General features: G+C 54.9%; 18 protein-coding genes. 10 read left to right on the forward strand and 8 right to left on the reverse strand.

All coding sequences use genetic code 11. The annotated features are described in order from the left end of the window. The first annotated feature begins 36 nt into the window (after positions 1 to 36). Positions 37 to 1,053 (forward strand): asparaginase, encoded by a 1,017-nt coding sequence (ansA, locus tag AC4IBF_RS12855; protein ID WP_008500705.1) that lies wholly within the window; start codon positions 37 to 39, stop codon positions 1,051 to 1,053. Between the two features lie 9 nt (positions 1,054 to 1,062). Further along, complete coding sequence (gene pncA, locus AC4IBF_RS12860; RefSeq protein ID WP_491462869.1) at positions 1,063 to 1,704, forward strand: bifunctional nicotinamidase/pyrazinamidase; 642 nt, start codon at positions 1,063 to 1,065, stop codon at positions 1,702 to 1,704. 45 nt (positions 1,705 to 1,749) lie between these two features. On the opposite strand, the gene AC4IBF_RS12865 is transcribed toward pncA, so the two are convergent. After that, the gene (locus AC4IBF_RS12865) at positions 1,750 to 2,013 is read right to left on the reverse strand and encodes a YeaC family protein (RefSeq protein WP_411800869.1); all 264 of its coding nucleotides are present in this window, start codon (positions 2,011 to 2,013) and stop codon (positions 1,750 to 1,752) included. A gap of 56 nt (positions 2,014 to 2,069) precedes the next feature. Beyond that, the gene (msrB, locus tag AC4IBF_RS12870; protein WP_063409330.1) at positions 2,070 to 2,483 is read right to left on the reverse strand and encodes a peptide-methionine (R)-S-oxide reductase MsrB; all 414 of its coding nucleotides are present in this window, start codon (positions 2,481 to 2,483) and stop codon (positions 2,070 to 2,072) included. A 340-nt stretch (positions 2,484 to 2,823) separates the two neighbouring features. Between msrB and gapA the strand changes: the two genes are divergently transcribed. Next, a complete protein-coding gene (gene gapA / locus AC4IBF_RS12875) occupies positions 2,824 to 3,819 on the forward strand; it encodes a glyceraldehyde-3-phosphate dehydrogenase (RefSeq protein ID WP_014831506.1) in 996 nt (331 codons plus the stop codon). 73 nt (positions 3,820 to 3,892) lie between these two features. Continuing rightward, positions 3,893 to 4,777 (forward strand): D-hexose-6-phosphate mutarotase, encoded by an 885-nt coding sequence (locus AC4IBF_RS12880; RefSeq protein ID WP_491462870.1) that lies wholly within the window; start codon positions 3,893 to 3,895, stop codon positions 4,775 to 4,777. 78 nt (positions 4,778 to 4,855) lie between these two features. On the opposite strand, the gene AC4IBF_RS12885 is transcribed toward AC4IBF_RS12880, so the two are convergent. Beyond that, positions 4,856 to 5,602, reverse strand: coding sequence for a MipA/OmpV family protein (locus AC4IBF_RS12885; RefSeq protein ID WP_115874791.1), 747 nt, complete (start codon positions 5,600 to 5,602; stop codon positions 4,856 to 4,858). Positions 5,603 to 6,033: 431 nt separating this feature from the next. Here AC4IBF_RS12885 and yeaG point away from each other — a divergent pair, with 431 nt between their 5' ends. The 3 genes from yeaG to AC4IBF_RS12900 all read left to right on the forward strand — a co-directional run bounded on the left by yeaG (position 6,034) and on the right by AC4IBF_RS12900 (position 9,925). Next, a complete protein-coding gene (yeaG, locus tag AC4IBF_RS12890; protein WP_008500713.1) occupies positions 6,034 to 7,968 on the forward strand; it encodes a protein kinase YeaG in 1,935 nt (644 codons plus the stop codon). 74 nt (positions 7,969 to 8,042) lie between these two features. Beyond that, on the forward strand, positions 8,043 to 9,326 hold the full coding sequence (locus AC4IBF_RS12895) for a YeaH/YhbH family protein (RefSeq protein ID WP_032651499.1): 1,284 nt from the start codon (positions 8,043 to 8,045) through the stop codon (positions 9,324 to 9,326). Between the two features lie 98 nt (positions 9,327 to 9,424). Then, complete coding sequence (locus AC4IBF_RS12900) at positions 9,425 to 9,925, forward strand: YbaK/prolyl-tRNA synthetase associated domain-containing protein (RefSeq protein ID WP_133294189.1); 501 nt, start codon at positions 9,425 to 9,427, stop codon at positions 9,923 to 9,925. Positions 9,926 to 9,945: 20 nt separating this feature from the next. Here AC4IBF_RS12900 and yoaI read toward each other — a convergent pair whose 3' ends face one another. Next, complete coding sequence (gene yoaI, locus AC4IBF_RS12905; protein WP_111965575.1) at positions 9,946 to 10,050, reverse strand: small membrane protein YoaI; 105 nt, start codon at positions 10,048 to 10,050, stop codon at positions 9,946 to 9,948. Between the two features lie 144 nt (positions 10,051 to 10,194). On the opposite strand from yoaI, the gene AC4IBF_RS12910 reads away from it, so the two are divergent. Continuing rightward, positions 10,195 to 10,641 (forward strand): DUF441 domain-containing protein, encoded by a 447-nt coding sequence (locus AC4IBF_RS12910; RefSeq protein ID WP_024908579.1) that lies wholly within the window; start codon positions 10,195 to 10,197, stop codon positions 10,639 to 10,641. Here the strand turns inward: AC4IBF_RS12910 and AC4IBF_RS12915 are convergent. Continuing rightward, positions 10,625 to 11,416: an AraC family transcriptional regulator gene (locus AC4IBF_RS12915; protein WP_491462871.1), complete on the reverse strand. Its 792-nt coding sequence runs from the start codon at positions 11,414 to 11,416 to the stop codon at positions 10,625 to 10,627. The genes AC4IBF_RS12910 and AC4IBF_RS12915 overlap by 17 nt on opposite strands. 99 nt (positions 11,417 to 11,515) lie before the next feature. On the opposite strand from AC4IBF_RS12915, the gene AC4IBF_RS12920 reads away from it, so the two are divergent. Then, positions 11,516 to 12,703 carry a CynX/NimT family MFS transporter gene (locus AC4IBF_RS12920; RefSeq protein ID WP_136194696.1) on the forward strand — a complete coding sequence of 396 codons (1,188 nt, stop codon included), beginning with the start codon at positions 11,516 to 11,518 and terminating at the stop codon, positions 12,701 to 12,703. Positions 12,704 to 12,734: 31 nt separating this feature from the next. On the opposite strand, the gene AC4IBF_RS12925 is transcribed toward AC4IBF_RS12920, so the two are convergent. After that, positions 12,735 to 13,442: a CTP synthase C-terminal region-related (seleno)protein gene (locus AC4IBF_RS12925; RefSeq protein WP_133294187.1), complete on the reverse strand. Its 708-nt coding sequence runs from the start codon at positions 13,440 to 13,442 to the stop codon at positions 12,735 to 12,737. 101 nt (positions 13,443 to 13,543) lie between these two features. On the opposite strand from AC4IBF_RS12925, the gene AC4IBF_RS12930 reads away from it, so the two are divergent. Further along, positions 13,544 to 13,888, forward strand: a complete 345-nt coding sequence (locus tag AC4IBF_RS12930) for a DUF488 domain-containing protein (protein WP_133294186.1) — start codon at positions 13,544 to 13,546, stop codon at positions 13,886 to 13,888. Here AC4IBF_RS12930 and AC4IBF_RS12935 read toward each other — a convergent pair whose 3' ends face one another. After that, on the reverse strand, positions 13,889 to 14,194 hold the full coding sequence (locus AC4IBF_RS12935) for a nuclear transport factor 2 family protein (RefSeq protein WP_045401563.1): 306 nt from the start codon (positions 14,192 to 14,194) through the stop codon (positions 13,889 to 13,891). Between the two features lie 80 nt (positions 14,195 to 14,274). Then, positions 14,275 to 14,529 carry a putative hemolysin gene (locus tag AC4IBF_RS12940; protein ID WP_133294185.1) on the reverse strand — a complete coding sequence of 85 codons (255 nt, stop codon included), beginning with the start codon at positions 14,527 to 14,529 and terminating at the stop codon, positions 14,275 to 14,277. Between the last annotated feature and the right edge of the window lie 279 nt (positions 14,530 to 14,808).

Genomic DNA, 14,808 nt, shown 5'->3' on the forward strand with positions numbered 1-14,808 from the left:
GGATTTTTTTCTTTTGAAGAACAAGAACTCACTACCATGCAGAAGAAATCGATTTATGTAGCCTACACTGGCGGTACCATCGGTATGCAGCGTTCCGAAAACGGCTATATCCCCGTCTCCGGCCACCTGCAGCGTCAGCTTGCGCTGATGCCAGAATTCCACCGTCCGGAAATGCCTGACTTTACCATCCACGAATACGAGCCGCTGATGGACTCCTCTGACATGACGCCGGAAGACTGGCAGCATATCGCGGATGACATTAAAGCCCATTACGACCAGTACGACGGCTTCGTGATCCTGCACGGCACCGACACCATGGCGTTTACCGCCTCGGCGCTCTCCTTCATGCTGGAGAACCTGAGCAAGCCGGTAATCGTTACCGGGTCGCAAATTCCGCTGGCGGAGCTGCGCTCGGACGGGCAGATCAACCTGCTGAACTCCCTGTACGTGGCGGCGAATTACCCGATTAACGAAGTGTCGTTGTTCTTTAACAACCGTCTGTATCGCGGGAACCGCACCACCAAAGCCCATGCCGACGGCTTTGACGCCTTCGCCTCCCCAAACCTGCAGCCGCTGCTTGAGGCCGGTATTCATATCCGTCGTCTGGGAACCCCTCCTGCGCCGAACACAGCGGGCGAGCTGATTGTGCATCCGATTACTCCGCAACCGATTGGCGTGGTCACCATCTATCCGGGTATCTCTGCGGACGTGGTGCGTAACTTCCTGCGCCAGCCGGTGAAGGCGCTAATCCTGCGTTCCTACGGCGTGGGCAATGCGCCGCAGAACGGCGAGTTCCTGAAAGAGCTTCAGGAAGCCAGCGAGCGCGGAATTGTGGTAGTGAACCTGACCCAGTGTATGTCCGGTAAAGTGAATATGGGCGGCTATGCCACCGGCAACGCGCTGGCGCATGCTGGTGTGATCAGCGGCTTCGATATGACCGTTGAGGCAACGCTGACTAAACTTCACTATTTACTGAGTCAGGATCTGGACATTCAGTCCATTCGCAGCGCGATGATGCAAAACCTGCGCGGCGAACTGACCCCGGACGAATAAGGAGTGCTCATGAAGCAACGCGCCCTGCTCCTGGTCGATTTGCAAAATGATTTCTGCGCGGGCGGTGCGCTGGCCGTCGCCGAAGGTGACAGCACCGTTGACGTGGCAAACACGCTGATTGACTGGTGCAAAGCCCGTGGTGAAGCAGTTGTCGCAAGCCAGGACTGGCACCCGGCAAATCACGGCAGCTTTGCCAGCCAGCACAACGTAGAGCCCTTCACCCAGGGTGAACTCGACGGGCTGGCGCAAACTTTCTGGCCGGATCACTGCGTACAGCAAACGGAAGGCGCGGCACTGCATCTGCTTCTGAATCAAAAGGCCATCGATGCGGTGTTCCGTAAAGGTGAAAACCCGGCTATCGACAGCTATAGCGCGTTTTTTGATAACGGGTATCGCCAGAAAACGGCGCTGGACGCCTGGTTGCGTCACCACGAAATCACGGAGCTGATCGTACTGGGCCTGGCGACGGACTACTGCGTGAAGTTCACCGTGCTGGATGCGCTTCAGCTTGGCTACACCGTCAGCGTCATCACCGACGGCTGCCGCGGGGTGAACATTCAACCACAGGACAGCGCTCAGGCGTTTATGGATATGGCTGCGGAAGGCGCAACCCTGTATACGCTCGAAGACTGGCTGGAAACGCAGGCATAGTCTTTTACGCCCTCTCCCTGTGGGAGAGGGCATCAACCCGCACCATTATTGCATTTTAATCGTCGCAATCGGCTTCGGCGTGATACCGAAGTCCTCTTTCAGCTCGCGCTTGCTCTTCATCACCATCTGGCCTTTGGTGTCGATCGTCATGTGCTGTGCGTCGGTGTTATTGCGCGCCTGCCACAGCATCACCAGCTGCAAGCTGTTCTCTTTTTGCTCCGGCGTCAGCGCAACGCCGTCGGGCCATTTTCCAAGCTCCACGGCGGTCACCAGACGCTGATAAATCTCCGGCGTCATGCCGCTAATCATGTCATCAATATTCACACTCGCGCCCTTTCAAAGGAATAATTTGCTGAATCGTTTTTTCAACCCTTAATCTGGTCACCGTTTTTATCATCGGTGAAGCTCATTGAGGCTGAATTTACGCAGAAACGCTCGCCGGTAGGCTGAGGTCCATCCGGGAAAACGTGCCCAAGGTGCGCGTCGCAGTTGCCGCAGCGAATTTCCGTACGCACCATGCCGTGCGACGAGTCGGTCAGATAGCGGATTGCCTCATCGCTCACCGGCTCATAGAAACTCGGCCAGCCGCAGCCAGAATCAAATTTCGTTTGTGAATTAAACAGCGGGGCATCACAGACCAGGCAGTGGTAGACGCCGTCCCGCTTGTTGTGCAGTAAACGCCCGGTGAACGGCGGTTCCGTTCCGTGATTCTGCGTCACGTAAAACTGCATTTCTGTGAGGTTTTTTTTCAAATCGTCAGGGTTACGTTGGTTCGACATATGCTTACATCTCGCTGTAGAAACAGACATCTTTCAACCCGGATTCTAACAAAACATTAACACCCTTGCGTGCACTTTTGATCTAAACTTATGTGTCGCGAATAAGCGGTCAGGCAATTGTGATCACGTTCACATTTTTATCCTGCGAGGACTTTAAAATCCCGGCGCAGCCCCCATATGGGTGCAAGCTCAAAGGGAAAGTGAGGCGAGTCAGTCGCACAAACGTTAGTCACAGGATTGATTTGTCGCAATGATTGACACGATTCCGCTTGACGCTGCGTAAGGTTTTTGTAATTTTACAGGCAACCTTTTATTCACTAACAAATAGCTGGTGGAATATATGACTATCAAAGTAGGTATCAACGGTTTTGGCCGTATCGGCCGTATTGTTTTCCGTGCTGCTCAGAAACGTTCTGACATCGAAATCGTTGGTATCAACGATCTCCTGGACGCTGAATACATGGCGTACATGCTGAAGTACGACTCAACTCACGGTCGTTTCGACGGCACCGTTGAAGTGAAAGACGGCCACCTGGTTGTTAATGGCAAAACCATCCGCGTTACTGCTGAAAAAGACCCAGCTAACCTGAAATGGAACGAAATCGGTGTTGACGTTGTTGCTGAAGCAACCGGTATCTTCCTGACCGACGAAACTGCGCGTAAACACATCACCGCTGGTGCGAAGAAAGTTGTTCTGACTGGTCCTTCCAAAGACAACACCCCAATGTTCGTTCGTGGTGCAAACTTCGAAACTTACGCTGGCCAGGATATCGTCTCTAACGCATCCTGCACCACCAACTGCCTGGCACCACTGGCTAAAGTTATCAACGACAACTTCGGCATCATCGAAGGTCTGATGACTACTGTTCACGCGACCACCGCTACTCAGAAAACCGTTGATGGCCCGTCTCACAAAGACTGGCGCGGCGGCCGTGGCGCGGCTCAGAACATCATCCCATCCTCTACCGGTGCTGCTAAAGCTGTAGGTAAAGTACTGCCAGAACTGAATGGCAAACTGACTGGTATGGCGTTCCGCGTTCCAACTCCAAACGTATCTGTTGTTGACCTGACCGTTCGTCTGGAAAAAGCTGCTTCTTATGAAGAAATTAAGAAAGCAATCAAAGCTGCTTCCGAAGGCGCAATGAAAGGCGTTCTGGGCTACACCGAAGACGACGTTGTTTCTACCGACTTCAACGGCGAAGTGTGCACTTCCGTGTTCGATGCTAAAGCAGGTATCGCACTGAACGACAACTTCGTTAAACTGGTTTCCTGGTACGACAACGAAACTGGCTACTCTAACAAAGTACTGGACCTGATCGCTCACATCTCCAAATAAGTTGAGATGAGTGCTTGATCCAAAAAGGCGACTTCGGTCGCCTTTTTTTATTTATAAGACAGAGGATTGCTTAATGATTAATAAAATTTTTGCACTTCCGGTAGTCGAACAGCTTACCCCTGTGCTCTCCCGCCGTCAGATTGACGGTGCTGATATCATCGTCGTTGACCATCCGCGTGTTAAAGCGTCCGTGGCGCTGAACGGCGCTCACCTGCTCTCCTGGAAACCGGAAGGCGAAGCCGAAGGTTTGTGGCTGAGCGATGCGACCTCCTTCAAAAAAGGGGCAGCGATCCGCGGTGGCGCGCCTATCTGCTGGCCGTGGTTCGGCCCGTCCGCCCAGCAGGGTTTGCCTTCTCACGGTTTTGCCCGTAACCAGCAGTGGACCCTGAAAGCGCACAACGAAGACGATAACGGCGCCGTGCTGACCTTTGAGCTGCAGGCTAATGATGAAACCCGCGCCCTGTGGCCGCACGATTTCACCCTGTATGCCCGCTTCAAGCTGGGTAAAACCTGCGAAATCGAACTGGAAGCTCACGGCGAGTTCGAGACCACCTCTGCCCTGCACACCTATTTCAACGTGGGTGATATCAGCGCAGTGAAGGTGAGCGGCCTGGGCGATACCTATATCGATAAAGTCGATAACGCGAAAGAAGGCAAACTGAGCGACGGCGTTCAGGCATTCCCTGACCGTACCGACCGCGTCTACCTGCACCCGGAAGCGTGTAGCGTGATCCACGACGGCGCCCTGAACCGCGGCATTGAAGTGGTCCATCATCATCACAGCGATGTGGTGGGCTGGAACCCGGGTCCTGCGCTGTCCGTCAGCATGGCCGACATGACGGATGAGGGTTATAAAACGTTTGTCTGCGTGGAAACGGCTCGCGTGACCAACCCGCAGAAAGCGAGTGAAGAAAAACCGTCTCGTTTAGGGCAGACGATTCGCATTGTGAAGCGATAATTTCTCTGCACCACACTAAAGCAAACGGGGCGCAAGCGCCCCGTTTTGATGCATAGATTGCACTAAATTAATGCACAATCAGAACTTGTAGCTCACACCCACAGAGAAGATGCCTGCCCAGGACTTATCGACCATCGGGCTATCCTTCACTTCGTCGCTCAGACGCTCGTAGCGGCCGGTACCGTACACGCTCCAGTCGCCAAGGAAGTTGTAGCTCGCTGTCAGCTCCAGGTAAGGATCCCAGCCGTCATCTGCACTATAACTTTTCAGACCACTGCGGCGGGACTCGTTTTTAGAGACGCCGTAGTAATAGTCGTTGTAGTTCTCGCTGTTGTACTGCACACCAATACCCGGCGTCAGGGTCAGCCCACCGTTGGTATAGCGGTACAGCCACGCCAGGTCCCAGATAAAGCCGTTGCTGTTATCCAGCGTGTCACCCGCCAGGGCCGTACGCAGGAAGCCATACTGGGTGTTATGCACGTATGAGAGGCCGGCCATCATCGAGCTTTTACGCTTGTCGAGCTGGCGAAGCGCGTGGCTATCACTGTCACCCGGCTTGAAGTGCGTTGGATCGTAGTAGGCCATGATGGAGAGCTTATCGGCCTTGTCGTTCCAGAGATAGTAGCCGCCGCCGAGCCCGCGGAACCAGACGTTATCCCCTTCATAGGTGATAACCGGAACAGGATACACATCACGGTCATACTGTTTGTACGGGCTGTTAATGACGCCAACACCCGCGCCAAGCGTCCACTGACTTTCCGCCTGTGCGGTACTTACTGCGGTCGCGGCAAGGATGCCTAATGCCAGAAGTTTGAGTTTGGTCACAATCCATTCTTTCCTGTAGTCAAATAATCAGCGGGTGAAGTGTAACCGCCATTCCCGTACATCCCAAAATTTTTTGCCTGCTAATCAGTCTGATTAACCCGTTATTCTTAACTTTTCAGATGACAACACGCTTTCATTTATATGACCGCTGAATGAAAAACGTGCATTTGTCTTATAACGACAGTGGAAATTTTTGGATGAGTTATTGATATGTCATTGAAAGTAGATTTTGTGGGCATGCAAGTTTTGCAAATGCCATCTACGCTTTAATTTAAGAAGAGTTTTCCTGAACACCCTGCGGTTCTTAGCGTCTGACCTGGCATACAGGTTGCTGCTCTGGCAGTGAGGTGCGAGAGATTCTCTTCCGGGAGCCTCCACTACTCATACGAACGGCTCTTATCCTGTGCTAAAAAACGAAAGGACGGCATGCCATGAATATATTCGATCACTATCGCCAGCGCTATGAAGCTGCCAAGGACGAAGAGTTCACACTGCAGGAGTTTCTTACCATCTGTCGGCAAGATCGCAGTGCCTATGCCAATGCGGCAGAACGGCTATTGATGGCTATTGGTGAGCCAAACATGGTTGACACTGCCCTGGAACCCCGGCTTTCCCGTCTCTTTTCGAATCGGGTGGTCGCCCGATATCCGGCGTTTGAAGAGTTCTATGGTATGGAAGATGCCATCGAACAGATTGTCTCCTATCTGAAGCATGCCGCTCAGGGTCTGGAAGAGAAGAAACAGATCCTCTATTTACTCGGCCCCGTGGGCGGCGGTAAATCCTCGCTGGCGGAACGCCTGAAGTCGCTGATGCAGCGCGTGCCTATCTATGTGCTGAGCGCCAACGGCGAGCGCAGCCCGGTGAATGACCATCCGCTGTGCCTGTTCAATCCGCAGGAAGATGCGCAGATTCTGGATAAAGAATACGGTATACCGCGTCGCTACCTCGGCACCATCATGTCGCCGTGGGCGGCAAAACGCCTGCACGAGTTTGGTGGCGACATAACCAAATTCCGCGTGGTGAAGGTCTGGCCATCTATCCTTGAACAGATCGCCATCGCCAAAACTGAACCCGGCGATGAGAACAACCAGGACATCTCGGCGCTGGTGGGTAAAGTTGACATCCGCAAGCTGGAAAACTTCGCGCAAAACGATCCGGATGCCTACGGTTACTCAGGCGCGCTGTGCCGGGCTAACCAGGGGATCATGGAGTTCGTTGAGATGTTTAAAGCACCGATTAAAGTGCTGCATCCTCTGCTGACGGCAACCCAGGAAGGCAACTACAACGGGACGGAAGGTATCTCCGCCCTGCCGTTTAACGGGATCATTCTTGCTCACTCGAACGAATCTGAATGGGTGACCTTCCGTAACAATAAAAACAATGAGGCCTTCCTTGACCGCGTCTACATCGTCAAGGTGCCTTACTGCCTGCGGATCTCTGAAGAGATCAAAATTTACGAGAAACTGCTTAACCACAGTGAGCTGGTGCATGCGCCGTGCGCACCGGGCACCCTGGAAACGCTGTCTCGCTTCTCCATCCTTTCGCGCCTGAAAGAGCCGGAAAACTCCAGCATCTACTCGAAAATGCGCGTGTATGACGGTGAGAGCCTGAAGGATACCGATCCGAAAGCGAAATCGTATCAGGAATACCGCGACTACGCCGGGGTTGATGAGGGGATGAACGGTCTGTCCACGCGCTTCGCGTTTAAGATCCTCTCCCGCGTCTTTAACTTCGACCATGCGGAAGTGGCGGCCAACCCGGTTCATCTGTTCTACGTGCTGGAGCAGCAAATTGAACGCGAACAGTTCCCGCAGGAGCAGGCTGAACGCTACCTTGAATTCCTGAAAGGTTACCTGATCCCGAAATACGCCGAGTTCATTGGCAAAGAGATCCAGACGGCCTACCTGGAATCCTATTCAGAGTACGGGCAGAACATTTTCGACCGTTATGTCACCTACGCTGACTTCTGGATCCAGGATCAGGAGTACCGCGACCCGGATACCGGCCAGCTTTTTGACCGTGAATCCCTGAACGCGGAGCTGGAAAAAATCGAGAAGCCTGCCGGGATCAGCAACCCGAAAGACTTCCGTAATGAGATTGTGAACTTCGTCCTGCGCGCCAGAGCGCATAACAACGGGCGCAATCCAAACTGGACCAGCTACGAGAAGCTGCGCACGGTCATTGAGAAGAAAATGTTCTCCAATACCGAAGAGCTGCTGCCGGTGATCTCGTTTAACGCCAAAACCTCAACCGATGAACAGAAAAAACACGACGATTTTGTCGACCGTATGATGGAAAAAGGCTACACCCGCAAACAGGTGCGCCTGCTCTGCGAATGGTACCTGCGCGTGCGTAAATCGTCTTAAAACAAGTGCCCGGCGGCGCTTAGAGCCTGCCGGGCCTACAAAATGCAAGTTGGCAAATGCAGTACGGGGGGTATATGACCTGGTTTATTGACCGGCGTCTTAACGGCAAAAACAAGAGCACGGTGAACCGCCAGCGCTTCTTGCGTCGTTATAAAGCGCAAATTAAACAGTCTATCTCCGAGGCCATCAACAAACGCTCGGTGACCGACGTCGACAGCGGCGAGTCTGTCTCCATCCCCACCGATGACATCAGCGAACCGATGTTTCATCAGGGGCGAGGCGGCCTGCGCCATCGCGTACACCCAGGTAATGACCACTTCGTTCAGAACGACAGAATTGAGCGCCCTCAGGGCGGCGGAGGTGGTTCAGGAAGCGGTCAGGGACAGGCCAGCCAGGACGGTGAAGGTCAGGACGAATTTGTCTTCCAGATTTCAAAAGATGAATATCTCGACCTGCTGTTCGAAGACCTGGCGCTGCCGAATCTGAAGAAGAATCAGCATCGTCAGCTTAATGAATATAAAACCCACCGCGCGGGCTACACCGCCAACGGCGTACCCGCCAACATCAGCGTCGTACGTTCGCTGCAGAATTCGCTGGCGCGACGCACGGCCATGACGGCAGGAAAACGGCGCGAGCTGCGCGAGCTGGAGAGCAGCCTGAAGGTGGTGGAAAACACGGAACCGGCGCAACTGCTGGAAGAGGAGCGCCTGCGTAAAGAGATTGCAGAGCTGAGGGCGAAGATCGAACGGGTACCGTTTATCGACACCTTTGACCTGCGCTACAAGAACTACGAAAAACGCCCTGAGCCCTCTAGCCAGGCGGTGATGTTCTGTCTGATGGACGTGTCCGGCTCGATGGACCAGGCAACCAAGGATATGGCGAAGCGTTTTTATATTTTGCTCTACCTTTTCCTGAGCAGAACCTATAAGAACGTGGAGGTGGTCTATATCCGCCACCACACCCAGGCGAAGGAGGTGGATGAACATGAGTTCTTCTACTCTCAGGAAACCGGGGGGACCATCGTCTCGAGCGCGCTGAAGCTGATGGATGAAGTGGTCAAAGAGCGCTACGACCCGGCGCAGTGGAATATTTATGCCGCGCAGGCGTCGGACGGCGATAACTGGGCCGACGACTCACCGCTGTGTCACGAGATTCTGGCGAAGAAAATTCTGCCTGTGGTGCGTTACTACAGCTATATCGAAATCACCCGCCGCGCGCACCAGACCCTGTGGCGAGAATATGAGCATCTGCAGGCGATGTTCGACAATTTTGCCATGCAGCATATCCGTGACCAGGATGATATTTATCCGGTGTTCAGAGAGCTGTTCCACAAACAGTCTGCTACCAGCAACGCATAACCCAACAGCCAGCGAGCCCGCTGGCTGTTTTCTTTCGACCCCGCTCATCCCGTGCTAATGTAGAATGCTGCATACTGGATTATCACCGGGAAATCGTTATGACTGATGACGTTATTGAGGCAGGAACCCACCAGCAACTGATTACCTTACTCACCGAGCAGGGCGCGCGGTTTCGCGTCATGGAGCACGAGGCTGTCGGGAAATGTGAAGCGGTAAGTGAAATTCGCGGGACCGACCTGCGGCAAGGCGCAAAAGCCCTGGTCTGCAAGGTGAAGGGAAACGGCGTAAAAAAACACGTTCTGGCGATCCTCGCCGCCGATCTGCAGGCTGACCTAAGCCAGCTTGCCAGCCATTTTGGCGGGCTAAAAGCCTCCCTCGCCAGCCCGGCGGAAGTCGATGCCCTGACCGCCTGCGTTTTCGGCGCTATCCCGCCCTTTAGCTTCCATCCTGACCTGGCGCTGGTTGCCGACCCGCTGCTGTTCGAGCGTTTTGACGAAATCGCGTTTAACGCCGGCCTGCTGGAGAAATCCGTGATTATGGATACCCAGGATTACCTGCGCATCGCCCGTCCTGAGCTTGTCACCTTCCATAAAGCGTAACTGCGATGGCTGACGCCCTGTCAGCCTTTTCGTTCCAGAAACAGCACGGAGGCAACGAGAATAGCGGCAATAGCGAAAAACGATGAGGAGATAATCAGCGTTTCAACAAACATGTGATCGTTCATGATGGCGACCCTTTTGCGATATCTGCTTTCGTTTTAATCCGCGTAAATGACAAGGTAATGACAACGATAAAATCTTTTTAAAACTGTTCTCTGCCGCGTTTGCGCGTACAGTAAACAGAACAATTTTTCTGGCAAGGATTCCCTATGTTTGACCCTACTCTGCTCATTCTTCTGGCACTGGCCGCGCTCGGCTTTGTCAGCCATAACACCACCGTCGCCATCTCGATTCTGGTGCTGATTATTGTGCGCGTGACCCCGTTAAATACCTTTTTCCCGTGGATAGAAAAACAAGGCCTCACCATCGGGATCATTATCTTGACCATTGGGGTAATGGCGCCGATCGCCAGCGGCACGCTGCCCGCATCAACCCTGCTGCACTCGTTTGTAAACTGGAAATCGCTGGTGGCGATCGCGGTGGGGATTTTTGTTTCGTGGCTGGGAGGACGCGGCGTTACGCTGATGAGCAGCCAGCCCTCGCTGGTGGCGGGTCTGCTGGTGGGCACCGTGCTGGGCGTGGCGCTCTTTCGTGGCGTGCCGGTGGGGCCGTTGATTGCGGCAGGCCTTGTCTCTCTGTTTATCGGGAAGTCGTAGTCAGGCTGGCCATATAACGCGCCGGCGTCTGGCCCAGTCCCTTTCTGAACATGGTGATAAACGCGGTGGTAGAGTCATAGCCCAGTGACTGGGCCACCTGCTGTACCGATTTCCCGCCGATCAGGTGCTGTAATGCCACAATCAGCTGCAGCTGGTGACGCCAGCGGCGAAAGCTTAAACCGGTCTCTTTCACCACCAGCCGCGCCAGGCTGCGTTCGCTCATGGCGAAGTGGCTCGCCCACTGCGCCAGCGTCTGCCAGGCGGCGGGCTCTTCCGCCATTTTCTCGCTCATCAGCCGAATTTTGGGATGGGGCGAGACGGGCAGCTGCAGATGCTCCTGACGCTGGAGCGGCAGCTCGTCAAACAGAACGTCCACCAGGCGCGATGTGGCCGCAAGTGGGAGTTGTTCACGCGACTTTTCCGCCAGGGATAAAATTAGCTCCCGCACCAGAGGAGAGATTTTCAGGGTGCAGCAGCGCTCGGGCAGGCTGACGGCCCCCGGCTCAATAAACAAAAAGCAGAGCTGCGCGCCCGGCGTGGCCCTGTTGCTGTGCGGCATCTGGCCGGGGATCCAGACGGCATACTGAGGTGGAACCATCAGCATGGCATTTTCCACTTCACAGGTGATTGCGCCGCCGAGGGCAAGAATCAGCTGCCCCTTACGGTGATGATGCCGGGGAATATACTGTTCCTCCGCCACTACCTGAATGCGAAATGCGACGGCCGCATCGTACTGGCTATCAGGATCGTAGCCTTCCAGTCCCAGACCAATCATCAGTTTGTCCGATATTAGCGATAAACTGTCATTTTAGCCTGATTTCAACCGCTGATAAAATGGGTATTGTGTGCGCTCGCTTGAACGTATGAGAACATAATGACTACTGCTATTCGCACCTCAGGAAAACACGGCGCGCTGTTGATTGCAGGCATCCTGATGATTGCCACTACGCTTCGCGTCACCTTTACCGGCGCAGCGCCGCTGCTCGATACAATTCGTCTTGATTATGGCTTAAGTACGGCGCAAACCGGTCTGCTGACCACCCTGCCCCTGCTGGCTTTCGCCATTGTCTCGCCGCTCGCCGCGGGCGTTGCCCGGCGTATCGGCATGGAGCGCAGCCTGTTTATCGCCCTGCTGCTGATTTGCGTCGGGATTGCCGTTCGCTCCCTTCCTTCCGCCGCTTTGCTTTTCACCGGAACGGCGATCGTCGGCTGCGGTATTGCGCTCGGGAACGTGCTGTTACCCGGATTAATTAAGCGTGATTTTCCCGGCCAGGTGGCGAAGCTCACCGGAGCCTATTCCCTGACGATGGGCGTCTCGGCGGCGTTTGGCTCAGCGATGATTGTTCCCCTGGCACAAGGGAGTGCGGGCTGGCATGGCGCGCTGCTGATGCTGATGGCGTTTCCGCTGGTCGCGCTGCTGCTCTGGCTGCCCCAGTGGCGTCAGAAACACGTCGCAACGGTAACGGCCGCAGGCGCGCTACATAACCGCGCGATCTGGCGCTCGGCCCTCGCCTGGCAGGTCACGCTCTTTTTGGGGATAAACTCGCTGATTTACTACGTCATCATCGGCTGGCTGCCGGCGATACTGCTGAGCCACGGCTACAGCGAAGCCCAGGCTGGCTCGGTGCACGGTCTATTGCAGCTGGCTACGGCCGTTCCGGGACTCGCCGTTCCGCTGATCCTCCACCGCCTGAAAGACCAGCGGGCGATCGCAGGCGCGGTGGCGCTGATGTGCGCGATAAGCGCGGCGGGATTATGGTTTATGCCGGGTATGGCGGTGATGTGGACGCTGGTGTTTGGCTTTGGCACAGGGGCAACGATGATCCTCGGCCTGACGTTCATCGGTCTGCGCGCCAGTTCTGCGCACCAGGCGGCGGCGTTGTCCGGCATGGCGCAGTCGATTGGCTATCTGCTCGCCGCCTGCGGTCCCCCGCTGATGGGAAAAATTCACGATAGCGCAGGAGACTGGCAAATCCCGCTTCTGGGCTGCGCCCTGGCCGCCGTGATAATGGCCCTCTGCGGTATCTTAGCCGGGCGAGACCGGGAGATCGCGCCCCGTTAAACTGTGTGGCAGACCCTCGGGTCTGCCTTTTTTACCCGCGAGCGGCGCGCAGCATCGCCTGCACCAGCACGACCGGACGCCCTTCGAGCGCGGCACGCTCGTGCTGGAATAAGGTAATCACGAAGAACGGGTGCGTAACCAGCTCCGCGGCGCGAATTTCCCCCTGATCGTCCCAGCCCGTAACATGCATATCACCGCTTTCCAGCGCCTGTGCAAACGCCGGCGACACACCATAGTTACAGTGATACCCCTCTTCAATTTCCGGCTTGCCGTATGCTTTGGCGATCAGCGTATTTTTGCGCAGTTCAATCGCATCGGTTTTTTCCACCAGCGAGCAGGTCAGCGGCGCAATCACCATGGTGCCTTCGGTATCCGTCTCAGCGTGTGCCGCATCGGCCCAGCCCAGCACGTTTCGGGCATACTCAATCAGCGCATGCTGGAATCCGCCGCAGGTGCCCAGGAACGGGATGCTGTTTTCACGGGCGTAGCGCGCGGCAATAAAAGCGGCCTCGGTGTTTTTGTAGGGGCTGGCAGGAACCAGCCAGATGGCATCGTAGCCCACCAGATCTTCAGGGCTAGTCAGCTCCGTGGTGGCCAGCCAGTCGTAATCGGCGGTGAGGTCAAGGACTGCTGCAGCGTCGTCAATGGCCAACGGGATCGCCTGATGCGCAATAACATTGGGATTGTAATCGCCAACCAGCGCAATGCGCAGCGTCGTTTTAACCGGGAGGTGTTCCATGAAAGGTTCCTTATGCCAGAGTATTATCAGATAACATAAGGAACCTCAGACTACCGATCTTTTGCAGTTATCACAATACCTTAAATTGGGAGGGTGGAATCATGATTCAGTGCAAACGCGTTTACGAACAGGCAGGTCCGGACGACGGCTATCGGGTGCTGGTGGACAAGCTCTGGCCTCGCGGGCTTAAAAAAACGGACCTCGTCTATGATGAATGGTGTAAAGCGCTCACGCCCTCGAATGAACTACGCAAGGCCTTTCATAGCGAAACCATTGATTTCACCGCCTTCAGTCAGGCCTATCGGGAAGAGCTTGCGAAACATGCTGACGAGGGAGTGCGTCTGGCGACGCTGGCGCGCAGGCAGACCGTCACCCTGCTCTTTGCTGCCAAAAACGCGGAGCAAAATCACGCCCTGATCTTAGCCGACTGGCTGCGTCATCTGTGATCAGCCGATCGTCAGTTCATCCAGAATTTGCGGCGCTTCATCCGGGGTGAGCGGCATCAGATGTTCGGCGCGTACAAACGCAAAGCCGTGCTGGTTGTCAAAGGCGTAGACATCACCCGTCACCAGCCAAAGCGCGCGATCTGCGGTGGCCGGTAATTGCGTCATCACGCCGTTGACCGGGTTAACAAAACGCAGGCCAGGCTGGCAGAGGCCAAATAGCTCAACAGATTTACCAATATTGCGACGGCCTGACGCCGTGCGGGCACCCACGATCATCGCCATGCTGCCCGGTTTTAGCTGAAACATACTTCTCTCGCGGAAACGAATGCCAGAAACTGGCTAAGATTAATCCTAAAGAGAAGTGTATCGCAGGCGGTATCCGTCTGTCACCTGGTGGGTTGCGGACGATCGCGACGATAGAGCGTCCATTCATCGATCACTTCCCCGCCCGGTAATTTGCACTCGGTGCGAACGCCCTGCGGGCTTTGAATTGGGATCTGTTCCCCGCCTTTCTCCAGGCAGTAGACGGAGGCCGGGTTCGCCATACCAATAGCGTGCGGCGGTTTTGGCGCATCGGGTGGCGTGGGTTTTGCGGTACAGGCGGTCAGGGGAAGCGCCAGCGCCAGAAGCAGAAATCTCATCTCATTGATCCTTTTGACGTCATTACACCCTAAGGGTAACGGGTCATCGCCGCGTTCTCCATGATTTCTCCATTTTAACTGCACTTTTCAGCACTATAGTGTGGCATGTTCTCGATTTGACCAGAGAACATCATTCCGTAATCAAGATGTCTTTGCCCCGGTCTCAACAACGGGGCTTTTTTTCTCGCCTGCTCCCCGCTTCCTGCATATATTAAATTTTCTGTATTCATGTTTTACTATGCCTGAAGCCTAAAAACTCAGCATAACATGCAGATGCAG

It is taken from the genome of Enterobacter sp. Taxon_8, from assembly GCF_058354585.1.

Excerpts from the sequence above, each read along its gene's own strand:
- ansA (WP_008500705.1), top strand. The coding sequence starts at position 37 with ATGCAGAAGAAATCGATTTATGTAGCCTACACTGGCGGTACCATCGGT.
- pncA (WP_491462869.1), top strand. The coding sequence starts at position 1,063 with ATGAAGCAACGCGCCCTGCTCCTGGTCGATTTGCAAAATGATTTCTGC.
- AC4IBF_RS12865 (WP_411800869.1), bottom strand. The coding sequence starts at position 2,013 with ATGATTAGCGGCATGACGCCGGAGATTTATCAGCGTCTGGTGACCGCC.
- msrB (WP_063409330.1), bottom strand. The coding sequence starts at position 2,483 with ATGTCGAACCAACGTAACCCTGACGATTTGAAAAAAAACCTCACAGAA.
- gapA (WP_014831506.1), top strand. The coding sequence starts at position 2,824 with ATGACTATCAAAGTAGGTATCAACGGTTTTGGCCGTATCGGCCGTATT.
- AC4IBF_RS12880 (WP_491462870.1), top strand. The coding sequence starts at position 3,893 with ATGATTAATAAAATTTTTGCACTTCCGGTAGTCGAACAGCTTACCCCT.
- yeaG (WP_008500713.1), top strand. The coding sequence starts at position 6,034 with ATGAATATATTCGATCACTATCGCCAGCGCTATGAAGCTGCCAAGGAC.
- AC4IBF_RS12895 (WP_032651499.1), top strand. The coding sequence starts at position 8,043 with ATGACCTGGTTTATTGACCGGCGTCTTAACGGCAAAAACAAGAGCACG.
- AC4IBF_RS12900 (WP_133294189.1), top strand. The coding sequence starts at position 9,425 with ATGACTGATGACGTTATTGAGGCAGGAACCCACCAGCAACTGATTACC.
- yoaI (WP_111965575.1), bottom strand. The coding sequence starts at position 10,050 with ATGAACGATCACATGTTTGTTGAAACGCTGATTATCTCCTCATCGTTT.
- AC4IBF_RS12910 (WP_024908579.1), top strand. The coding sequence starts at position 10,195 with ATGTTTGACCCTACTCTGCTCATTCTTCTGGCACTGGCCGCGCTCGGC.
- AC4IBF_RS12915 (WP_491462871.1), bottom strand. The coding sequence starts at position 11,416 with ATGATTGGTCTGGGACTGGAAGGCTACGATCCTGATAGCCAGTACGAT.
- AC4IBF_RS12920 (WP_136194696.1), top strand. The coding sequence starts at position 11,516 with ATGACTACTGCTATTCGCACCTCAGGAAAACACGGCGCGCTGTTGATT.
- AC4IBF_RS12925 (WP_133294187.1), bottom strand. The coding sequence starts at position 13,442 with ATGGAACACCTCCCGGTTAAAACGACGCTGCGCATTGCGCTGGTTGGC.
- AC4IBF_RS12930 (WP_133294186.1), top strand. The coding sequence starts at position 13,544 with ATGATTCAGTGCAAACGCGTTTACGAACAGGCAGGTCCGGACGACGGC.
- AC4IBF_RS12935 (WP_045401563.1), bottom strand. The coding sequence starts at position 14,194 with ATGTTTCAGCTAAAACCGGGCAGCATGGCGATGATCGTGGGTGCCCGC.
- AC4IBF_RS12940 (WP_133294185.1), bottom strand. The coding sequence starts at position 14,529 with ATGAGATTTCTGCTTCTGGCGCTGGCGCTTCCCCTGACCGCCTGTACC.